Below are 22308 nucleotides of genomic sequence, written 5' to 3' on the forward strand. Positions count from 1 at the left end.
CGCAATATTAACCACAGATTAACTCGTGTGACGATATGTTTAATTTCTTGTAACGAAATCATGAAGAAAAAGGCGCAAACAAAAAACCCCTCTCATAGGAGGGGGGGGTTCGTGCTGACAGTGTCAGCCTTATGAACGATTTTTCCATCTACAATGGTCAGGAGCACCTTTGCGTCTTTGATCTCTTTTTCCGGAATCGCAAACAGATTCGTATCCAGGACGACCACATCGGCCAGTTTTCCTGGTTCAAGCGTCCCCAATTCATGCTCTCTGGCGTTCCCGTAGGCGGAATGCAGCGTATATGCTCTCAATGCTTCTGCCAGCGTTATGCGTTCTTGTGGGTTCCAGACCGACTCTTCCTGACCGCTGCTATCGATTCTTGTTACGGCGCGAAAAATCTCCAGCATCGGCTCCAACGGAACGACCGGAAAGTCGCTGCCCAAAGCCAGCGTTGCGCCCGCTGCCTGTATCGAACGAAGCGGGAACGTGTATGTTTCCCTTTCACTCCCGATCCTCGCTACATACATGCTTCTTTCCGCCGCCGCTAAATGTTCCGGCTGCATCGATGCAATGACCCCAAGCTCATGAATGCGCGGGATATCCTCAGGATGAATCACCTCGATATGCTCGATCGCATGGCGAGCATCCGCTGTGCCATTTGTCCGTTGCGCTTCTTCGTAGGCATCCAGCGCCAAACGCACAGCCCCGTCTCCGAGAGCATGAAGGCGGATTCGGAAGCCCTCCGCATCTGCGTCGACAATCCATTTTTTCAGCGTCTCAGCAGGGAATGTCGTCTCCCCCCTTGTCTCAGGGCGATCGGAGTACGGTTCCAGCATGTATGCGGTGTGCCCCGTTACCACTCCATCAACGAATTGTTTCAATCCGGCAATTTGCAATCTGCTGGATCGATACGAATCTCGAAACTCTTTGACACGATCGAATTCGCCGTTTAATGCCGGGAATACATGGATGCGTGCAGTAAGCTCATTTTTCTCGTCAAACTCCTTGAACAAAGCGAAATTTTCCAGTAATCGGTCTTTCCCCATCGCGTAAAGGTCATTGACGGATGTCACACCGACACTGGCTGCATAGGAGAGGAAATCACGGAGCAGTTGACTGCTTTTTTCTTTGGAAAGTTGAAACGCTACATTCGCCACCAACTGGCTCGCCTGCTCATACAAAATGCCTGTTGGCTCTCCATTCTCATCTTTGGCAATTTCGCCGAACGGAGGATTTTCTGTCTGGTGATCGATCTTCAACATCTCTAACGCTTTGCTGTTGACCCAGCTAAAATGCCCCTCATAATGCGGGAGATAGACCGGGCGATCCGGAAACACGCGGTCCAAACTGGAGCGGTGAGGGAGGCGGTTGCTTTCCCAATGACTGGAATCCCAACTCGTCCCGATGATCCATTCGTCATTCGGTCGTGATTCGGCGAACTGACGGACTAACTCGACCGCTTCCTCTTCCGAATGGGCATGGAACAGATTGACGCTATCCTTGAATAGACTCCCGATCATGACATGCAGATGAAAATCATGGAAGCCGGGCATGATCAGCTGATCGCCAAAATTGTACACTGCCGTTTCGCTTCCGATCCATGGTTGTATGTCTGACTCGGTACCGACGGCAATGATTTGGCTGCCCGCTATGGCAATCGACGCCGGGATTGGATGATCGTGCAGTCCGGTGAAGACGGCATTGCTGGATAAGACAATCGTTGCTTTCGCATTCGTCATGCTCCCACCTCTTTCTCTGTTTCTGCTTCGCTAAAATCCATCTCTGGTGGCCGTTTCGTAAACATTCTGGTCAAATACAACAGATAGATGAAACCGAGACCGACCCAAATGGCACCCAACGTGAGCGAATGATAGTCCAGATTCGTCCATAACCAAATCGTAAAGCCAGCCCCGATGAGTGGAAGAATGAGATATTTCAGCAAATCCTTTGGCGAACGGCGCTTGTTTCTGACAACATACCAGGCAATAACGGAGAGATTCACGAACGTGAAGGCGACCAGCGCCCCAAAGTTAATAAACGAGGTAGCGGTCACCAAGTCAACAAACAAAGCGGTCAACGAAAGCAAGCCTACTAACAAAATGTTGAACACGGGAGTCTTAAACTTAGGATGAATATAGCCAAACACTTTCGGTGGCAGAACGGAATCGCGTCCCATCGCGAACAGGATGCGGGTCACGCTCGCTTTGGTGATAAGATTCACCGCCAACACGATCGGCACCGTTCCCGCGATGAAGATCGAGTTGAACAAGTTGCCGCCGATAAACGTCATTAGCTCCGTAGAGGCGGAGTCAGCATTTTGAAACAGATGGTAGTCGGGAAAAATCATGTGCCCGATATAGGAGATAAAGATGTACTGTACTCCGCATAGCAGCGTAATAATGAGAATTGCTTTCGGAATGTTTTTTTCTGGCCGAATGGTTTCCTCCGAAACGGTTGTAACCGCATCGAATCCGAGAAAGGAGAGGCAGAGAATGGAGGCGGCCGAGATTACCGACGATAAGGGCACGTCAGGGTTGTAAAACGGTTTGATGGACAGCAGCGTCCCTGTACCCACCCCATTGAGGATTCCATGAATGGACAAACCGACAAAAACAATTAGAAAGAGATATTGATACAGAATGATGAGGCCGTTTATGGTCGTAGCCAGCTTCACGCCAAACACGCTAATAACCGTGGCGATCAGAATGAGCACAACAATCCATACGGGCTGGGGAATGGTCGGAAAATAGGATGACAAGTACATTCCACCCACCAAATAGTTCAGCATGGGCATGAATAAATAGTCCATTAAGATAGCCCAGCCCACTAAAAAACCGACGTGAGGATTAAACGATTTTTGCGTATAGGTGTATGCAGAACCGGAAACCGGCATGACTTTGGCCATTCTTCCGTAGCTGTACGCGGTAAAGACCATCGCCAGCAGGGCGAAGGCATAGGCTGCGGGCAGCATCCCTTGCGATACTTGGGTAGCTACCCCATAGGTTGTGAATACGGTAAGCGGAACCATATACGAGACGCCAAAAATTACGACATGAAAAAGAGAAAGGGAACGTTTCAGAACGGCTGGTTGACTCATGGTGCAACCTCCTTTTTGTCGGAAATAGATGTCGGTTCACGATAATGCACCGATTGGAAGCGTCTTCATTTTTTGCTGTTAAGCTCGCATCCACAGTGGGACACGAGCTAATGTCTGCATCTTCTAGCTCAACGACTTGATCTCATCAGTTTTGGCTGGGGACGCAGCCACCGTTTCCGCCGGTACCACCGGAGCGCGCTTTCCTTCATACTCATCCTTTGTTAGTTCTCTCGTCGCCGACTTGAATTCGGTTAACGTCCTGCCAACCGCCTTCCCGATTTCAGGCAATTTGCTCGGCCCGAATAAGATGAGGACAATGACCAAAATCAAAATCAGACCGGGTATACCAATGCTGGATAACATAGCGGCATCGTTTCCTCTCCTGTATAATTGTCATGCTTTTACACTCTTTGTCGATTCGCGAGCAAAGCGGTTTGTTTCAAGCATGTGAGCACTTCCTGCGCTGCGCGCTCCCCCGTTTCAACGGCACCGTTCATGAACTGCTGGTATTTTAGTGAGGTGTGTTCACCCGCAAAGAAGCAATTCCCTTCTGGTTCTGCCATAATGCCGCCAAATTTGGTGTATTGCCCAACTTTGTACAACGAATAGGAGCCTTTTGTCCACTTATAGGCGGGCCAGCAATCCACGGTCGCCTTCCCATTCCATTTGTCCGTCAGCCCTGGTAGCACCGGTTCGATTTGCTGCAAAAACTCGGTGGCATGAGAGGCAGGTGATCCTGTCCGGAAGCTGAGCCCAGCCGGTCCTCCCGTAAAGTTGATCAAAATTCCTGAATCACCTGATTGGCCTCGAGTGGTATCCCACGAATTTTGGAATACATCGGATACGATCGCACCTGAACTGCCGAGACTTTCCCAGTGACGATCCGTAAACTGGACCGCAAGTTTGGAGTTGGTGGCCACCCCCATCTCATCAATCGCGGTTCGCTTCAGCCTTCTGAATCCCGCTCTGGTCAAGTCAACATCCCGCAGTGTCGCGACAGGTAAGGCCAGTACGACAACATCTGCCTTCACATTTCGCGTGCTCCCCGAAAATCCGAGCGTATAGGAGCCATCCGAGTTGCGGGACACGGATTCAAGCGGGGAGGACATTTGGAGCTGATCTCTCAGCAACCTTGCCAAGCCTTCCGGAACTTGGCCGTTACCGCCGCGTACGTGGTACCTTTCATCCGAAGGCCCGAATGGTTCGAATTCATCCCTGCTCGCTTGACCCATGCCATTTACAAGCGTAATGGCACTCACTTTTCTGCTCTCCAGTCCAACACTGCTCATGTAAGCTACATCGATCATATGTCCGAATTTTGAGTTAATTCCACCCTGAATCGTCTCTTCAATCCAATCGACAACCGACATGTTGTCCAGCTGCCATCCTCTTCTCGTATAATTGTTGTACAACGTCGGATAGCCCGCACCCCGGACATCTCGTTGCAACTTATCGTAGATGTCCAAAAACGAATTGCCAATCTCCTCGAAGGAATACTGTTCGCCATTCATGTAAATTTTGAACTCGGTTCCCGGTTTTTCTGCTTCCCATAAATCATCGACTTGCAAATTCAGCTCCGAAATGATGCGCATCAATGCCTGGTGATCCGAATTGATCAGCTCGCCGCCCCGTTCGATGATTTGTCCATCAGCAAAACCGTCCGTTTTCGAAAAACACCGTCCCCCAACACGCGATGACGCTTCATAAACATCAGCCAAAATGCCCGCTTGTTTCAATCGGTACGCACACGTTAAACCCGCCAGTCCGGCTCCCACCACAACTACACGCGGAGAGGTTTCGGCACGGGTGATTTGCGCACCCAGATTCCAAACGGCTGTAGGCACGGCCATTACCGCAGTCGCGATCATGGCGTTTTGCAAAAATTCTCTGCGCGAGACTTTTCTTTCAAACCGCTCTTCGATTACTTGCTCAATGGGGACTTTTTTCGCTGCTGCTTCGCCCGCAACAGATGCGGCCATTTTGAGTTTTCGCATGATAGGCGACGATGCCATCGTAAAACCTCCCTACATTTAGTCCTTACGTTTTGTCCATAATGCAAGCATGATGCCATCCCCAACATGCCATTCCTAGCGGGTTTAACCCGTTTTATTCGTTACGAAAGGCATCATGCATCGCATTTTTTGATGCGGGCTTGCACAGGTAACGCCGTGCTTTTCACAGGTAACGCTGTGCGTTTCTTCCTTTGGGTCAATCGTTGTTATAAAGCCCCAGTGGCGCTACATGCAGGTTGACATTTATCTGCTTGATCTCGGTATACGCGTCCAGCCCAAACGTACCCAACTCTCGGCCGATGCCGCTTCGCTTATACCCGCCCCAAGGCGCTTCAATATAAGTCGGATGATAGGAATTGATCCAGGTAATGCCGGCGCGCAGTTTTTTGACGACCCGCAGCCCCTTCGCACCGTCTTGCGTAAATACCCCGCCTGCCAGTCCAAAGACCGTATCGTTCGCAAGGCGAATAGCTTCCTCCTCGGTTTTAAAACGCTGAACAACCAGCACCGGGCCAAAAATTTCTTCTTTGACAATCCGCATATCGGGTGTCACATCGATGAAAATCGTTGGGGCAACAAAGCATCCTTGATCGTAATCACCACCAGTCAGTCGATGGCCTCCTGTCGCGAGTCTAGCCCCTTCACGCTTGCCAATCTCGATGTAATCGAGCACCTTCTGCATATGGGCAGGTGAAACCAGCGAGCCCATTTCATTCCGCTCATTCATGCCGTTTCCGACTCTTATTTTTTGGCATCGTTCTACCAGCGCCTCGACAAACCGGTCATGGATACTATCTTCCAGCAATAAACGCGAGCCTGCCGAGCATACTTGACCCTGGTTGGCGAAAATGCCAAACATGGCATACTCCACTGCCGTTTCAAAATCCGCATCGGCAAAGACGATGTTTGGTGATTTCCCGCCCAGTTCCAGTGACACTTTCTTAATCGTTTTCGAAGCCGCTTCCATGATGCTGGAGCCGGTAGCCGTCCCTCCGGTGAATGCTACTTTATCTACCAGCGGACTTACGACGATTTCGCGACCGACAACAGCTCCTGTGCCAAGCACCAAATTGGCTACGCCGGGAGGAAGCCCCACTTCCTGCAAAATTTCAAACAATCGGATCGCGGTTAGCGGCGTGATTTCTGACGGTTTAAAGACTGTTGTGTTGCCCGCAGCGAGGCATGGGGCAAGCTTCCAAGCGGCCATCACCAGCGGGTAATTCCAAGGGACAATCTGTCCGCACACACCGATGGGTTCCCGGACTACCATGGCCACCATTGGGTCCGCCACCGGATAGGTTTGACCGAACGGCTTATTTACCAGGCCCGCATAATACCGGAAACACTGAACCGCTTCCGACACATCGTGATGGCTTTCACGCAGAGGTTTGCCGACATTCATCGTTTCGAGAATCGCTAATTCCTCCGCAGCTAGTTCGATCCTGTCAGCAATCGCATGAAGCAGTCTGGCTCGTTCAAGCGGACTGGTCTCGGGCCAGCCGCTTTCATCAAACGCTTTCCTTGCGGCCGCAGCCGCTTTGTGCACGTCTTCCACTCCGCCTTCCGCAACAAAGGCTATCACTTTGCCAGTAGCGGGATTGTAGATCTCTCGAAGCTTTGATTCAGCTGCTTCCACCCAAACTCCCTCGATAAACATGGATTTTGCTCGTATCATCGTCTGCGCCAATGAGCCTCACTCCTAATCGATCCTATATTTTTGGATTTTTCTTACGATTGTTGATTGATTAACCCCAAGGCAAGCGGCCATCTCTCGCGTCGTCTTGCACTTTGCCATCGCCTTTTTGAGAATCATCTTCTCGACTTCTTCTAAAAATGTGAGCAACCGCGGAATTTCGGCATCGCGATTTCCCATTTCCTTTTCAATGAAGTTGAGTGCAATAATTTTGTCATGCTGGAAAATGCTGTCCAATTGACTCGTAACCGTAAATCGCTCGATGGCATTTTCCAATTCCCTTACGTTTCCAGGCCACGAATACGTAAGAAGCTGCTCCAATTGATTGACCTGAATGTGGACGTTTCTGTCATATTTCCGATTAAAATGATCGAGATAATGGTAGATTAAGGCACTGATGTCTTCTCTTCTTTCGCGGAGAGGCAGAATATGAATCGGGATAATATTGATGCGGTAATAGAGATCTTGGCGGAACGTGCCGTTCTCGACCATTTTTTCCAATTTGCGATTCGTCGCGGTGATGATCCGCACGTCAATTTTTTTGGCTTTTCCCCCGCCGACTCGCATGATGGTCTTTTCTTGCAGGACATGCAGAAGCTTCACCTGAAGATTCAGCGGAAGTTCGCCGATTTCATCCAAAAAGACTGTCCCTTTGTCGGCGAGCTCGAAAATCCCTGGCTTTCCCCCTTTTCGCGCTCCCGAAAATGCCCCTTCCTCGTAACCGAATAATTCCGACTCCAGCAAGTTATCCGGGATCGCCCCGCAATTTACCGTAAAAAACGGCTTGTCGCGCCGATGGCTCTCCATGTGGATCCGGTTCGCCACCACCTGTTTGCCTACGCCTGTCTCTCCTAAAATGAGGATGGAGGTATCGACAGATGCAACCGATTTGACCATTTCCATCAGGTTTTGCATTTCTTTACTCTTGTAAATCATCGGTTTATCCTCAATTTGCCCTGGATGCAGACGTTCGCGCTGGTAGCTTTCCAGGAGCGTTTTCAGCTCGTCCAGCTGGTTCGTCAATTTCATCATTTCCGACGTGTCTTTGGTGATCGACACGATCCGTTCGATTTCCCCTGCTTCATTGGTGATGGGGATGGACTCGATCATGAAAACTTCTCCACTTGGCGTGTATTGCAAGCATTTTTCTCGTTTGCCCGATTGTAAGACTTTTACGGTGACGGAAGGGTAAAACGCGCGCTCCCGCTCAAGATCGAATACGTTTTTTCCGATATATTGAACGTCGTCTTGTCCGGTAGCCTTGATTACGGTCCCCTTCCCGTCCGTAACGAAAATGCTATGATAAAAATTTTGGAAGACTGCTTGCAGCTCATGCAACACCCACTTGTCGTGCAATCCGCATTCTCGCAGCTGTTCATCAGCCTTCCAATCCACAACACCCTTGATCTGCCCCGCTTCATCCAGCAGGACTACCACCTTGTTCATTTTGAGCATGGCATCGAGATCATCGCTATTATGAACAGTTACCGCTTCCATGAGAATCTCTTCGTACGTCAACGATTGCAGATCCGCAAGCCCTCTCTTCTGTAGTTGTTCGAAAAGGACTTTGCGCTGAATGCATCCGAGTATCGTCTCTTCGTCGGTAAGCACAAACCACTTCGCATCTGACTCAATGGCTGTCATCACAACATCCGCCAAAGACGCCGGGCATGGAATACAAGCCGCTGCTGCGACAAGTGTATCCTCCTTCATCAATCTGATCCCTCCCTCACCACTAGGCGCTAGTGCAAGTACGATGCCAAACAGACCTCCGCTGTTTCATAGGGGAATTCAGGCCGGCTTGCCAATTTGATGCCATCAAACATCGAACGTATTGATGCAGTATCGCGTAACGCGCTCTAAATTTTCACATTTTTCAATACATGCTGTAGCTGGTAAGCCGATGATTGCAATCGTTCCGAGGATGTGCTGACTTCTTTAAAAGCCTCAAGCTGTTCCTCAGCCGCCAGAGCAACCGTACGTGCATCATCTACGGAAGCTTTGGCATACAACGATGTGTTGACGATCGCTATGTTCACCTTTTCCGAGGAAGCGGATAGCGCTTCGGAGGTTTCGTGTACGGCGCTCGTCTGTTCATGCACCAGTTGGATGGATTGCACAATCCGTTGGAAAATTTCACCGGCCGCTTGAAAAGATGCTAACCCCCGGTTGATATCCGCATTGACTCCAGCCACAGCACTTGTCGAGGACATGGAGTGTTGCTGCATGACCTCAACGATTTGCTTGATCTGATTCGAGGAAGCGGCTGTTTGTTCGGCGAGCTTCCGGATTTGTTCTGCCACAACAGCGAATCCCCGACCATGTTCACCTGCCCGCGCCGCTTCAATCGCCGCATTCAATGCCAACAGGTTTGTTTGGGAAGCGATTTCTGTGATGAAACGGATGATCGTTTCGATCTCCCGTGAACTTTCGCCCACACTATGGACGAGCCTATCCAGATTTCGGAAAGACTGGTGAACCGTCCGCATTTGTGCAACCGCGGTCTCGACGATCTCTCTGCCTTGGATAGCCTCCTGGGATGTGGTGAAGGTTGACTCGGCAACATGTGTGGATGATTGCGTGATGCGCCCGATCCCTGCATTCATTTCTCCAATCATCGCGTTCGCATGTGTCGCTTCCCCAATCACTTTTTCCGCGCTACCTGCGATTCCCTGGATCGCACGCACAATCTGTTGGTTCGAATGGGAGGATTGTTCGGCTGTTGAAGCGAGCTCCTCTGCGGACGCCACCAATTGCAGCGCATTGTCTGTCGCCGTTTCATTGATCTCCTTCATCAGGCTTCGCATATTCCGCAGCATGATAGCCAATGAAGCGAACAACGTGCCCAACTCATCCTTCCGGTTTGCTTGACGTGGGTCAAGCTGCGCCCTCATTTCTCCATTTGCTACATCATTGATGATTCCAGCAAGCTGGCGAATCGGGGAAAGCATCCGTTTGCGAATGATTGTTAAGAGCAGCAAAAGGGAGAATAGGATGATAGAGCAGGAGATAAGGGCTGCTTTTTTCATTTCTTGCTTGATCTGTGTGATGGCGGCTAACGATTGGGAGACTCCTTTCACACCGATGATGTTCCCTGCTAGATCATGGACCGGGGTATACATCTCTACGCTTTCCAAGCCGTCTCGCTCAGAAAAATTCAACAGTTGGTACTCTTTTGTCGACAGGGCTTGCGATAGAGAGGCGGTTAATTGCTTCGGTGTGACCGTTGCATCCGTTGTTAAAAAAGATTGAGCGGCTGTCAGAAGAGAAATATCTGCTTGCAATGTGCCTTTCATTTCTGCTAGCATCGCTTGGTCCACGTTTCGCCCATAGATCAGCCATCCGGTGGATTGCGCTGTTCCCGCTTCATCTGAAATCGGGGACGCCGCGAGTATAGCAGTTCCGTTTTGCACAGGAATGATGCCAGAAAACTTGGCGTTCTCTCTTATCCGGTCGCCAACGATTGCCGGTACTTTTTCAGAAAATCCCGCAATCTCATCAGTTTTCGACAAAATGTTCCCTTCCCGGTCACAAGTAAAAACAAAGTCAATATTCGAGCTGCTGTCTTTGGCGATGTTGATGTTTTCTTCGATCCAGAAGGCATTTTTTTGTGCTACCGCATTGCGAAAGTCATTCCAACGGGCGTTCATCTCTACCGATGTCAACAGCTCCTTTCCCTCGTTCTCCATCAATCGGGCAACTGAGCTGCTCATGTTGATAATCTGCTCACCCCCGACCTCAGCCATGTCTTGTTTCACCGTTTGAAACAGGTAAAAACCAATGCCTGCTATGGGCAGGATCAGCAAAAACAAAAACATAGTGGCAATCTGAACATTCAGCGATCGCTTTTTTCCAAACATTTTGAACCTCCCAAACGGTAAGCGGTATCTGAAAACGTCCTCTACTTTTATGCATTCCAGTAGAGGACGGTCTTATTACGGTTTCAACTGATGAACGATATCGCCATTGATCATGGTCAATTCCACGTGAAGTTGATCGATTTTCTCAGAGGATATTTGCAGGATGCTATCGGAAAGCACGACCAAGTCTGCCAATTTTCCTACCTCGATACTTCCTTTTTTCGTTTCTTCAAAGCTTGCATAGGCTCCGTTCCAGGTGTATGCCCGGATGGCTTCCAGCACGGTAACTCTTTGGTTCCCACCGATTACAGTGCCTTGTTTGCTTTGGCGATTCATCGCCATATGGATACCAAAGAGCGGATCGTAATGGGTGACTGGGCAATCGGAACCGGCTGCCGCGATGATTCCGCTATCAAAGAAGTCCCGCAGCGGATACATGTGGTTCACACGCTCCCCGTAGTTCTTGACATACCCCTCGCCATATTCATAGAAAAACGACGGATTGGGAATGGGGATGACGCCAAGCTGTTTCATCCTCTCCAGCAAATCCGGTTCTGTGATCCCAGCGTGCTCGATCCGTGGACGCGCATCTTCGCGTGGATACTGTTTCTGTGCCTCCTCAATACAATTCAGCATCATTTCGATCGCACGGTCTCCTTGGGCGTGTACGGTGATCTGGAACCCTTTTTTATGCGCTTCTGTCAAAAGCCGATTCAGCTCCTCTTGTGAATAGTAGAGAATCCCGAAGTCTTCCGGATTGCTGGTATACGGCTTGCGCGTGGCAATGGTAGGGCCGCTGCTGCTTCCATCCGTGAACAGCTTGGCCGGCCCGATTTTGAACCGCTCGTCCCCTACCCCGGTTGTGATCCCCGCGGCGATCATCGTATTGACAAACGCCTCCGGGCTGTCCATCGTGCACACCATTGCGTAGATTCGGTTCTTAATGATGCCGGTGCGCACAGCCTGCTGCATCAGACGGAACTCATTCGCATCCGAGGAGCCTGCGTCATGAACGCTGGTGATGCCAGCCGCCACAAAATCAGCGGAAGCGCGGGATAATGCTCGCAGGATCTCTTCATCGGAAAAAGCAACTTCCTTGCTTTTTTGAAAATGGGCGCTTTCCAACAAACGTCCCGTCAGTTCTCCCTGTCCATCCCTCTCAATGATGCCGCCTTTTGGATTGGGGGTATTCCGATCGATAGAAAACTGCTCCAACGCCTTGGAGTTCACGACGGAAATATGGTTACAAGCTCGGACGATAATGATGGGGTGTTCCGTGGATACCTGATCGAGCTCCTCACGTGTGGGATAACGATGCTCCACGATTTTCGTCTCATCGAATCCCCATGCCCTGACCCACTTACCATTTGCCAGAACGGCTGCTTGCGCGCGCAGATCGTTCAAAATATCTTGTATCGACTGAATATGTGGAGCCTTGCAACTTACCCCCAGCTTGTCGATTCCGTATGCAACGATATGCAAGTGGGAGTCGATGAATCCGGGGAGCAGGCTTTTCCCATCAAGATCGACCACTTTGGTATGTGGCCCGACCATTTGCTTGATTTCCGCGGAGGTTCCGACGGCCGCGATTTTGCCATCCTTTACAGCAACCGCTTCTGCAATCCGATTCTGTTGATCTACCGTTACTACCTCGCCATGCAAAAACACAACATCCGGGTTCATCTGCCAAAACCTCCTGTATGTATCATTCTTTTCCAAAGAAAAATGCAATCTCCATGCCAGAGGAAGGATGCTACCAACACAAAAAAGCAGACCCATTACGGCCTGCTCGATCTAACCCGATTTGTCCAATCAACCAAACTCTCATATACCGATCTTATACTGTTTCATTTTTCGATAAATGGTTACCCGCGATACATCTAAAATCGCGGCGGCTTTGGCTACATTCCCATTCGTCTGCGCAAGCACCTCGAGCAGAACCTCCTTGTGGCACTTCCGATTCGTCACATAGGTCCACTGCTCAGGCTCACTCACGGTCTTTTGACGAATTTCTTCCGGTAAATCCTCGGGTTGTATCACCCCATCCGAGCATTGAAAAACGGCCTGTTCCATCACATTTTTCAACTGACGGACGTTTCCTGGCCATGACCAAGATCGTAAAACGTCCCATCCCTCGGTTGAAATGGCAGGAATGGAACCACTCACGGCATTTGCTCGCAAAAAGTGCTGGACCAGCAACGGTAGGTCATTTTTTCTCATACGCAAGGAAGGAATGGACAAGTTGATGATTTGCAGCCGGTAGTAGAGGTCCTCCCGAAAGTTTCCCTTGCTGACCTCTTTCCGTAAGTCTTTGTGTGTTGCGGCAATGACACGGACATTGACCGGCACAGGCTGGGCTGCGCCGATGGGCAACACCATCTTCTCTTCTAAAACGCGAAGCAGGTATACCTGCGCGTCCAAGGGCATTTCTCCGATTTCATCCAAAAAGATCGTCCCTTTGTCAGCAAGCAGAAACTTTCCCTTTTTTCCCTGTGGCTTGGCCCCTGTAAACGCTCCGCCTTCATAGCCAAACAATTCACTGGCCAGCAGCTCTTTGGGAATCGCTCCGCAGTTGATCGCGACGAATGGCTCGTTTTTGCGATTCCCATGAGCATGGATCGATTGGGCAAACATTTCTTTTCCCGTTCCCGTTTCTCCCGTGATCATGACCGATTTCTCCGAGAACGCGGCTTTTTTTGCCAGCGCGATGGTTTTTTCCATACCAGGGTCGGCCGTGATGATATGGTCGAATTGATAGCGCGTCTTCGGCACGATTTGCTTTTTGGAGTTTCCCTTTGCCGCGACCTTCCGGAATGCAGCGATTCCTCCAGATGCCCGTCCCACGGTACTATACGGAAGAAAACTAACCTTCCATTCGTTACCATCCAGTGCGCGAAACGCAGCCTCGTTTGGGGCATGCCGGTTGGTCATCGCTTGCTGTGCAAGAACAGTGAGCTCTGTTCCCAGCAACGCCGAAATGGATTGGCCTTTGGCGATTCCAAAACACGCTTGGGCATATTCGGTGGCAACTGTCACGATCCCGTTCCGGTCATAAATGATAAACGGCTCGCCAGTAGCGTTGAAAACCGCTTGCATCGCTTGCATATTTGCCTCTATCATGCGACGGCCGATTGCTCTTTCCATTTTCATGACCTGCTCAATCAATGCGAACATTTCGGTTATCCCGATCTTGTTCTTGTCCATCGGAAAGCTAAGGACGCCGATGACATGAGCAGTCAGCGGGTCAAGAATCGGAACGGCCGAACACAACAGGTTGTGCAGCGCCTGGCAGTAATGCTCCTCGGCGAGGATTTGGACAGGCTTCTTTTCGATCAAAGCGGTGCCGACCGAATTGGTACCGATTGTTTCTTCATTCCAGGAGACGCCCACCAGAAACCCTTTTTTCTCCAACTGCGAATGATGGTATCCTTGCGAAAGGTTATGGATGATGGTACCGTCGCAATCAGCCAGCCCCAGTACGGTCGGGTCTCGAAAAAAACGGGTAAATTCATCGACATAGCCTTTCACGATGTCTGTCCACCCTTCTTCCATCAGACAACGTTCCTGCAATTCTATCTCTGATACGGGCTGTGGCACGGATGCTTTCAGTGGATTCAGGTTGTGAAGCTTACATCGCTCCCATGAGCTCGAAATGACCGAACGCTGTGCTTGGGGCATTGCTCCGCTTGCGTGGAAGTTTTGCCAGTCAGACAAGACCTTTTTTTGTAAACTGCGATAGTCGTTCTCTGATTGAAAAACGATGAGATTGTCAAACATGCAATTCCCCCATCACACGTAGAATATTCAGTCTTTTCTTTATTGTACGACAGGCAGATCACTTGTAACATTCGTTTCTTTTGTAACATCTGTAACGTATGCAACTTTTGTAACGTGTAACATTTGTAACAATCTTGATAGAAAGAAACTTCCCGCCCACAAAGAGACGAGAAGTTTGATCGTTTGCTGCACAGTTACATGTTATTTAGTTTTGCAATAATCTCATGGTTCATTTTGAAATTCTTTTTCAAAAATTGAGGAAGATCCCACTCGCAGACGAGGTCTTTCGCCAAGGATACGACCCAGTCCTTCGTAATATGGTGCGTTACGCCATCAACTGTAATGAACACTTCACCGTCTGTCACATAGAAGACTTCCTGCTCTTCTACGTGCCACGTTCCTTTGTTCGGTTCGCCTACCCACGGTTCCCACGTGTCCACTTCCAAACGTTGTGCTTCTTCCGCCGACAATTTTTTTGCAAAAAACATATCTGATCCACTCACTTTCGAATTTGATTGTTTTGAAATAGAAGAAAAATGCTCTTATGCGAATTTTCTTTCTCGTAAACGCTTAAATTCTTTTCGAATAAAATAAATGGCAATGAGAACGCCTGGGACCTCCGCTGCCGGACCCGAATACCAGATTCCTTCCACTCCCCAAATCTGAGGGAAAATGAACATGAACGGGAATGAGAACAACACCATTTTGCTGACGTTAATAAACGTAGCCGTCCAGTTTTTCTCCTGGGACTCAAAATAACCGGAGATCAGCAAGCTGACTGCATTCAGCGTAAACAAACAGTTGAATACGATTGTGGTCCAAATGCCCAGCTGCTGCAATTCAGGATTGCCGCTGGAGAAAAACGACACAATTGGATCTGCGAAGATGATCAGGATGGCAGTCGCAATTACAAAGAACGAGATGGTGAAGATGAGTCCCATCTTAATGGCCTGTTTGACCCGATCGTAATTGCCCGCACCGTAATTGTAGCTAATGATCGGTTGAAGCCCTGTCATTCCACCAAGCGCTGTCAGTGCGAGCAGGTTCGTAATGTATCCGTTTTGGATCGTGAACGCTGCAACGTGCAGCCCGCCACCATAGCTTTGCAGCAGGTTGTTGAAAAAAATGATCGCAAAAAACATCATGAACTGGCTCGAGAAGGACGCAAACCCTGTCCACGCCACTTCTCCGATCGTTTTCATCCGAATCTTAATATCTCTCAATTTGGGCTTCAGCCTTGTTTTGCCGAACCAGAAATAAAAGATCAGCAATGCAGGGATTGATTGCGAAATCGTATTTGCCCATGAAGACCCCATCATCCCCATGTCGTATTTCGTTACCATGACCCATTCGATGACTCCGGCAACGGCTGCCGCGACTAACCAGCTGTTCATAGACAATACCGGTTTTTCATCGATATTGGTCAAAATGCTTAAAACGACGGCCAAGATCGTGATTGGCAGCGAAATCCACAAAAGGCGGCTGTACTCCACCGCGTAGGGAAGAGCTTCTTCACTTGCTCCGAATAAGATCATCAAATCTTTTTCGTAGAGCAATCCAAGGACAGCGAGTAAAACCGAGAAGATCAGCGTGAACCATAAGGTTTGTCCCATAATACTTCGCGCTTCTTCAATTTTTCCTTTTCCAAGCCGGAGAGAAATGACCGCTCCGGCTCCCACGCCAAACAAAACGCCCAGCATACGAGTGATAACCATGATCGTAAAGCCGATTCCGATCCCTTCTACTTCCAGCTCTTGAAAGCCGCTGACAAAATAACCATCGACAACCGCCACAACTCCGAGAATTGCGTTCGCCATAATTCCTGCCAAAGCAAACCGCAAATACAAGAGCGGGATGCTTTTTGTTCCCAGATCCGAATCATACGCTTGCTTCTTCGCTTCCACTTGTTCTGTTCTCGAAGGCGGATGGTTATTTGCTATCCCCATGAGCAACTCCCCTTATCAGTTGTTATGCAGCAAGGCAAATCCCTTTAGTTCGCATACCAGCCGACCCGATTGGCATGCTGATGAATATTGATCTGCTTGGTTTCCATGAAATGCTCTAGCCCGGCAGCCCCCAGCGCTCTGCCAATCCCGCTTTGCTTATACCCTCCCCAAGGACCTTCAAGATAGGCAAGGTGATAGCTATTGATCCACGTAATTCCCGCGCGCAGTTTGCTGATGACGCGTTTTGCCCGCTCCATATCCTCGGTAAAGACGGCACCGGCTAATCCGTAAACCGAATCATTGGCTTTTCGGATCGCATCTTCCTCATCTGTAAATTTCTGCACGACGAGGACTGGGCCAAAAATCTCTTCTTTCACGACGCGCATGCTTGCTTCAACATCCGCAAAAATCGTCGGCGCAATAAAATACCCGCGCTCAAGTCCGTTTTCCAGTAAGCGCTTACCACCGCAAACCAACCGAGCGCCTTCCTCGATCCCGCTCTGGATGTACTGCAAAACATCATTCATATGAGCCTCGGTCGTGAGCGCGCCCATCTCGATGTGCTCGCTTTCCCCGTTTCCAACAACAATTTTGCTGGCGCGCTCTGCCAGTCTCTCGACGAACTGATCGTAAATCGACTCTTGTACCAACAGGCGTGAAGCAGCAGAACAAACCTGTCCTGCATTATGGAATATACCGAACATGGCATTCTCGACGGCGATTTCAAAATCAACATCGTCAAACACGATCAGCGGCGATTTCCCGCCAAGCTCAAGCGTAATTTTTTTCATGTTGCCGGCTGCTGCCCGCATGATGCTTTGGCCTGTTTTCGTACCGCCGATGAAGGAAATCTTGTCGACATCATGGCTTTCGGCAAGCTCATTCCCTACTTTGGATCCTGGGCCCAATATCAGGTTGGCTACACCGGCAGGAAGCCCGATTTCCTCAAAGATTTCAAACAGCTTGAATACGCTTACAGGAGTGACCTCTGCAGGCTTGATCACAATCGTATTCCCTGCGGCAAGCGCGGGCGCAATTTGCCACACCGCAAGCATGAGCGGGAAGTTCCAAGGTACGATCAGCCCGCACACCCCGATCGGCTCATGGATGATCCATGTTTCCGAAGAATCAGCCCGCGTGTACGTTTCCTTTTTCATGTCTTTGATCATGTCCGCATAGTAGCGGAAGCATTGAATCGAAACCGGAATATCGATATTAGTCGTTGCGCGTATGACTTTCCCGTTATTCGCCGATTCCAAACTTGCAATTTCTGCTGCCTTTTCCTCGAGTCTATCAGCGATCCGATAGAGATAGGCCGCTCTTTCATCCGGCGAGAGATTCGACCAGATGCCGCTGTCAAACGCCTTGCGGGCCGCCTTAATCGCCAGTTTGGCATCGTCTGCCGAGCCGTCAGCAGACGATGCGATCACCTCTCTCGTTGCTGGATTGATCACGTCTCTGCGATTACCGTTCGACGCCTCTACCCATTTCCCGTCAATGAACATGTTGATATTCATGAAAACCTCTCCTTTACGCGATAATATCGAGCAGCTTGAATCCCATATGCGCAAGATTAACCAGCATCGTTTTTTGGTTATAGAACGGGAATGATTTGAGGTGTGCTTTTTCAAAGCGGTATCCACCAGCATTTCCCGTCACGATCCATTGCGCCAATAACTGGCCGAACAATGTGGAAAGCGAAGCCCCGTGCCCCGTATAACCTGTTGCAAAATAGGCACCTTCTTTGGATCTACCGATTACCGGGAATGTGTCCACGGTAACCCCGATAAAACCGCCCCAGCTGTATTCAACTTTGCTTCCTGCCAATTTCGGCATCGCATTGACCATCGCATTGTAAACCTCTTGATACACGCCATCTCCCAAGTTCGGACGAATGTCGCCACCGCCGAATACCATTCGATTGTCCGGCGTTCGACGGAAATAGTAGAGGAAATTGCTTGTATCAAAAACCATGCGATCTTTCGGAATCACCTTATCGAGCAATGACTCGGGCAGCTGTTCGGTCGCAATGATACGCGCAGAGATCGGCAATACCCCTTTGTTCAGCTCTTTCATAATTTTTCCGGAGTAGCCATCCGTCGCTACAATGATGTCCTTTGCCGTTACGCTGCCTTTGTCTGTACGAACTTTTACACTATTTGTTCCATACTCAATCGATTGCGCTTTTGAATGTTCATAGATTCGTGCGCCGAGCTTCTTCGCCGCTTCTGCCAATCCGATGGCGTAATTCAGCGGCTGGAACGAGTAGCTCGAGTCGTCGACCAGGCAGCCATGATAAATCGGAGAATCGATTTCTTGATGCAGCTGGCTCCGATCAAGCACGCTTGACTCGTACCCGAAATTTTTGTTCATGTATTCACTTTCGATCTTCAAGCCTTCAAAATGCTTTGCTTTGTAAGCCGCCACGATGTGTCCCGTTTTTCGAAAATCACAGTTGATTTGGTGTTCATCGATCAATTTTTTGACCAGCTCAATGCTATACAAGGAGATGTCGTTTAGCTGCTTGGCCTCTTCTGTACCGTATTTTTTCGCAAGCTCCTGCATCGATGGCTTATAGCCTGGCAATACCATCCCACCATTCCGACCGCTGGCGCCGTATCCAATCGTTTCCTGCTCCAGGACAATAACGTTCTTCCCAAGCTGCTGCAAATGGTAGGCAGAGGAAAGACCTGTGAAACCTGCTCCAATAATGACAACATCCGCCTCTTCTGTTCCTGTAAGAGACTTCCCTTTCTCATACTTGTTTGCAGTCGCTGTCCACAGAGAGAGAGTATCCATTCGATCCATCTTATCCATAGGCTGTTCTTCTCCTTTTGTGACAGGTATGTTACACTACCGTCAAGAATTATTCACACGCTTAATGAATCCATGATATGAAATGGAGCGTTCTCCTAGTCAATAACCATTTGAGTGCGTTTTCATAAACAAAAGTGGAGTTACTCCACTTTTTATTTTCATTGGGGGCAACTATGAAAATCGGTGCTTTTGCCAAGCTGTTTCATGTTACGACTGATACCGTCCGCTATTACATTGAGATTGGTTTATTAATTCCTGACAAAAAAAATGTCCACTATGCAATGAATCAGTCGTGCCTGGATGATATGGCTTTTATCACAGAACTCAAAAAATTCCATTTTTCGTTACAAGAGATTCATCAAATTTTATCGTATCGCCGTGTCACCAACTTTTCCGACCACGAGGATATCGACTACTATAACAACTTGCTCGTTGTCAAAAAGAATCAACTGATCAAAGAAAAAGAAGACATCTCGAAAGCGATCGTCTCCATTGAAAAAGCGATTCAGACGACCTCGCCTTCATCCAAGGAAGAGAAATTTACAGGGATTCCCCTCTCCTTCGTTCATCTGCTCTATTGTCCGAAGTGCCGCGTCCCGCTTGAAATGAACGACGTACAGATTAAAGAGGTCTACATTCAAACGGGAAGCTTGGTTTGCACCTGCGGATACGAGGCGACGATTGAGGAAGGCATCATCATCACCGCTAACTTGTATGAGACGTCCCCTTATCCCTCTTATTTTTACGACAAAGAAACAATTAAAGAGATTACCCCAGGCATGATCAACCTATTTGAAAAAGGGAATCTATGGTTTCAAAAAACGTTGAAGCATGCCGACTTGACGAGAAAAATCATTGTGGAAACAAACGTTGACGCTTTTGTTTCGCTTCCCAAATATATCGATGACCTTGATAGCAGCGCCTATTATGTTTTCAGTGGGTATTCGCTTGCCATGCTCAAGAAGCTGAAGAAAAGAATCGAGCGGATGAATCCCAAGCTGAACGTCCTCTATCTATTAAACTCGGATCTCAATCTGCCATTGAAGCCACATTGCATCGATATTTTTGTTGATAGCTATAGTACGAATGATTTTTCGCTGCTCAATCCACACTTTCCGTTTCAAATTCTCAAAAGCTACTTTCATCAAGATTCAACCATTATTGGTGGGTACTCGTATTACGACAGCTCAGCAAAATCATTGAAAAATGTCCCCGCCCTGTATCCAAATGCACACAAGCACATCATGAATCCAAACTATCTTGAAGAAAATCTAGCAGCCAGTGGCTTTCAAATCACACAAAGAGAAACAATCGGGCACTGTACCGATCCCGGAATATTTTTCGATTACCATGTGCATAACGAAAAGTTCCACAACCTGATGTATACCGCCAGCATGAAATGATACGGACGACAAAAGAGGCAACGCAGATGCTGCGCTGCCTCTTTTTTTATTACTTAATTTACACAATGTAAAATACTTCACAAATATGCCGCTTTTATATTATACTGAAAACAAGGTACCCGAGTTCATATCATTTGCATGCAAAAATCGTGAAAAAAGGAATGGTAGATATGGGTCGTTTGCACGGAAAAGTTGCGATTATTACTGGAGCCGCTCTCGGCATGGGCGCTGCGGAAGCAAAGCTGTTTGCGCAAGAAGGCGCCAAGGTTGTTGGAACCGACATCAAGGATGATGTGCTGCAGGAGGTCATCGACGAGATCAACCGCAGCGGTGGAGAAGCGATCGGCCTGCGCCATAACGTCGCCTCCGAGGAAGAATGGCGGCATGTGGTAAACGAGGCAGTCAGCCGCTTTGGCAAGGTGGACATTCTCGTCAACAACGCGGGAATTGCCTCGCCGAAAACGTTCGCAAACATGGAGATGGACGAATGGAATAAAGTGATGGACATCAACTTGTCCGGCTGCGTGCTCGGGATGAAATACGTCATCCCGGAAATGCAAAAAACTGGCGCAGGCTCTGTGATCAACATCTCGTCGATCGGCGGCATTGTCGGCATGGCTGGCTCAAGCCCTTATACAGCGGCAAAAGGGGCACTGCGTGCGCTGTCCAAATCGGCCGCTGTGGAATATGCGAAGCAAAACATCCGCGTCAATTCAGTCCATCCCGGCATCATCGTCACCCCGATGACGGAGCCTTCCATGAAAGACGCGCTTCCGTATTTTCAAACATTCACGCAGCTGCCGTATTTCGGCAAGCCAGAGGACGTCGCATATGGCGTGCTGTACCTCGCCTCCGATGAGTCGCGATTCGTCACCGGCTCCGAGCTGGTCATCGACGGCGGGTGGACTGCGCTGTAATCGCCAAAAAAAGCCTTGTGCATCCACGATGGTACGTGGGGACACAAGGCTTTTGTGCTATACGGGCTGCCGCTTTGCCGAAAAGCATGGAGTAGTTTCAATCGCATTTTTGCCCGCTTCCTTTTTTGCCGCTATTCTCCGGCACCTGTTTGTACGGCCCCCGAATGGACAGGTTCATCAGCTGCGCAGCGATCTCTTCCTCCGCATACGGCATCTGGTTTTCGATCCACCAGATGATCACTTCCAAAAAAGCGGACTCAACATACTTCACCGCCACCTCCCGCGAGGCGGTCAGATTCCGGTCATCCGGCTCCGTAAGATCAATTCCTTTCGAGACAAATTCATGGATGACCTCCAGCAAGCCGGACGTGAAATACGGTAACCGGTTACGCACCAGCAACGCGTAGTACACGTTGAAATGCTCTCCGATGTGATGGAACAGCCGCACAAAGCTGGGATGCGGAGCCCCGCTCACAAAATCGAAGTTATCGTCCTCCACCTCATCATGCAAGGAGATGTTTTCCTTCAGCTGCTCCAATAGTTCACGGATGTACTTGTGGATAAAGTCCTGTTTGTCATCAAAATGCAAATAAAACGTGGCTCGCTTGATCGTCGCCCGCTCGGTAATGTCCTGGACGGTGATTTGCTCGAAATCCCGCTCTTCCATCAGCTCGATCAGTGCTTTGCGGAGCAGCTGATGCGTTCGGTAGACGCGGGGGTCCATTTTTCGATTGTTCATAGGTACGGTCCTTTTCGCAAAAAAATGATGAGAGGGAAGTAACCGAC

Annotated in this window: 16 protein-coding genes; 2 read left to right on the forward strand and 14 right to left on the reverse strand. The window is 49.2% G+C overall.

Annotated features, from left to right (window positions below; genetic code table 11):
- Positions 1-92: 92 nt before the first annotated feature.
- The 13 genes from EDM56_RS11055 to EDM56_RS11115 form a co-directional block, all read right to left on the reverse strand.
- Positions 93-1739 carry an amidohydrolase gene (locus tag EDM56_RS11055; RefSeq protein ID WP_122917962.1) on the reverse strand — a complete coding sequence of 549 codons (1647 nt, stop codon included), beginning with the start codon at positions 1737-1739 and terminating at the stop codon, positions 93-95.
- Complete coding sequence (locus EDM56_RS11060) at positions 1736-3097, reverse strand: APC family permease (RefSeq protein WP_122917963.1); 1362 nt, start codon at positions 3095-3097, stop codon at positions 1736-1738. The genes EDM56_RS11055 and EDM56_RS11060 overlap by 4 nt, the downstream gene beginning before the upstream one ends.
- A gap of 123 nt (positions 3098-3220) precedes the next feature.
- Complete coding sequence (tatA, locus tag EDM56_RS11065) at positions 3221-3460, reverse strand: twin-arginine translocase TatA/TatE family subunit (protein ID WP_122917964.1); 240 nt, start codon at positions 3458-3460, stop codon at positions 3221-3223.
- Positions 3461-3498: 38 nt separating this feature from the next.
- Positions 3499-5109 (reverse strand): flavin monoamine oxidase family protein, encoded by a 1611-nt coding sequence (locus EDM56_RS11070; RefSeq protein ID WP_122917965.1) that lies wholly within the window; start codon positions 5107-5109, stop codon positions 3499-3501.
- 196 nt (positions 5110-5305) lie between these two features.
- Positions 5306-6766 carry an aldehyde dehydrogenase family protein gene (locus EDM56_RS11075; protein ID WP_425456305.1) on the reverse strand — a complete coding sequence of 487 codons (1461 nt, stop codon included), beginning with the start codon at positions 6764-6766 and terminating at the stop codon, positions 5306-5308.
- A gap of 42 nt (positions 6767-6808) precedes the next feature.
- The gene (locus EDM56_RS11080) at positions 6809-8515 is read right to left on the reverse strand and encodes a sigma-54 interaction domain-containing protein (protein WP_122917966.1); all 1707 of its coding nucleotides are present in this window, start codon (positions 8513-8515) and stop codon (positions 6809-6811) included.
- Positions 8516-8661: 146 nt separating this feature from the next.
- Positions 8662-10662, reverse strand: a complete 2001-nt coding sequence (locus EDM56_RS11085) for a methyl-accepting chemotaxis protein (RefSeq protein WP_122917967.1) — start codon at positions 10660-10662, stop codon at positions 8662-8664.
- 75 nt (positions 10663-10737) lie between these two features.
- Positions 10738-12345, reverse strand: coding sequence for an amidohydrolase (locus tag EDM56_RS11090; protein WP_122917968.1), 1608 nt, complete (start codon positions 12343-12345; stop codon positions 10738-10740).
- Between the two features lie 141 nt (positions 12346-12486).
- Entirely contained in the window at positions 12487-14439 is a 1953-nt protein-coding gene (locus EDM56_RS11095; RefSeq protein ID WP_122917969.1) for a sigma-54-dependent Fis family transcriptional regulator, read from the reverse strand.
- A 194-nt stretch (positions 14440-14633) separates the two neighbouring features.
- A complete protein-coding gene (locus EDM56_RS11100; protein WP_122917970.1) occupies positions 14634-14927 on the reverse strand; it encodes a cupin domain-containing protein in 294 nt (97 codons plus the stop codon).
- 54 nt (positions 14928-14981) lie between these two features.
- On the reverse strand, positions 14982-16385 hold the full coding sequence (locus EDM56_RS11105) for an MATE family efflux transporter (protein ID WP_122917971.1): 1404 nt from the start codon (positions 16383-16385) through the stop codon (positions 14982-14984).
- A gap of 44 nt (positions 16386-16429) precedes the next feature.
- Entirely contained in the window at positions 16430-17902 is a 1473-nt protein-coding gene (locus tag EDM56_RS11110; RefSeq protein ID WP_122917972.1) for an aldehyde dehydrogenase family protein, read from the reverse strand.
- Between the two features lie 13 nt (positions 17903-17915).
- Entirely contained in the window at positions 17916-19202 is a 1287-nt protein-coding gene (locus tag EDM56_RS11115; RefSeq protein WP_122917973.1) for an NAD(P)/FAD-dependent oxidoreductase, read from the reverse strand.
- Positions 19203-19375: 173 nt separating this feature from the next.
- Between EDM56_RS11115 and EDM56_RS11120 the strand changes: the two genes are divergently transcribed.
- Positions 19376-20605 (forward strand): MerR family transcriptional regulator, encoded by a 1230-nt coding sequence (locus EDM56_RS11120; RefSeq protein ID WP_122917974.1) that lies wholly within the window; start codon positions 19376-19378, stop codon positions 20603-20605.
- A gap of 170 nt (positions 20606-20775) precedes the next feature.
- Positions 20776-21522 (forward strand): SDR family NAD(P)-dependent oxidoreductase, encoded by a 747-nt coding sequence (locus tag EDM56_RS11125; protein ID WP_122917975.1) that lies wholly within the window; start codon positions 20776-20778, stop codon positions 21520-21522.
- Between the two features lie 97 nt (positions 21523-21619).
- Here EDM56_RS11125 and EDM56_RS11130 read toward each other — a convergent pair whose 3' ends face one another.
- Complete coding sequence (locus EDM56_RS11130) at positions 21620-22261, reverse strand: TetR/AcrR family transcriptional regulator (RefSeq protein WP_122917976.1); 642 nt, start codon at positions 22259-22261, stop codon at positions 21620-21622.
- Positions 22262-22308: the final 47 nt, after the last annotated feature.

This window comes from Brevibacillus fluminis (assembly GCF_003710825.1).
GTDB classification, from domain to species: Bacteria; Bacillota; Bacilli; order Brevibacillales; family Brevibacillaceae; genus Brevibacillus_D; species Brevibacillus_D fluminis.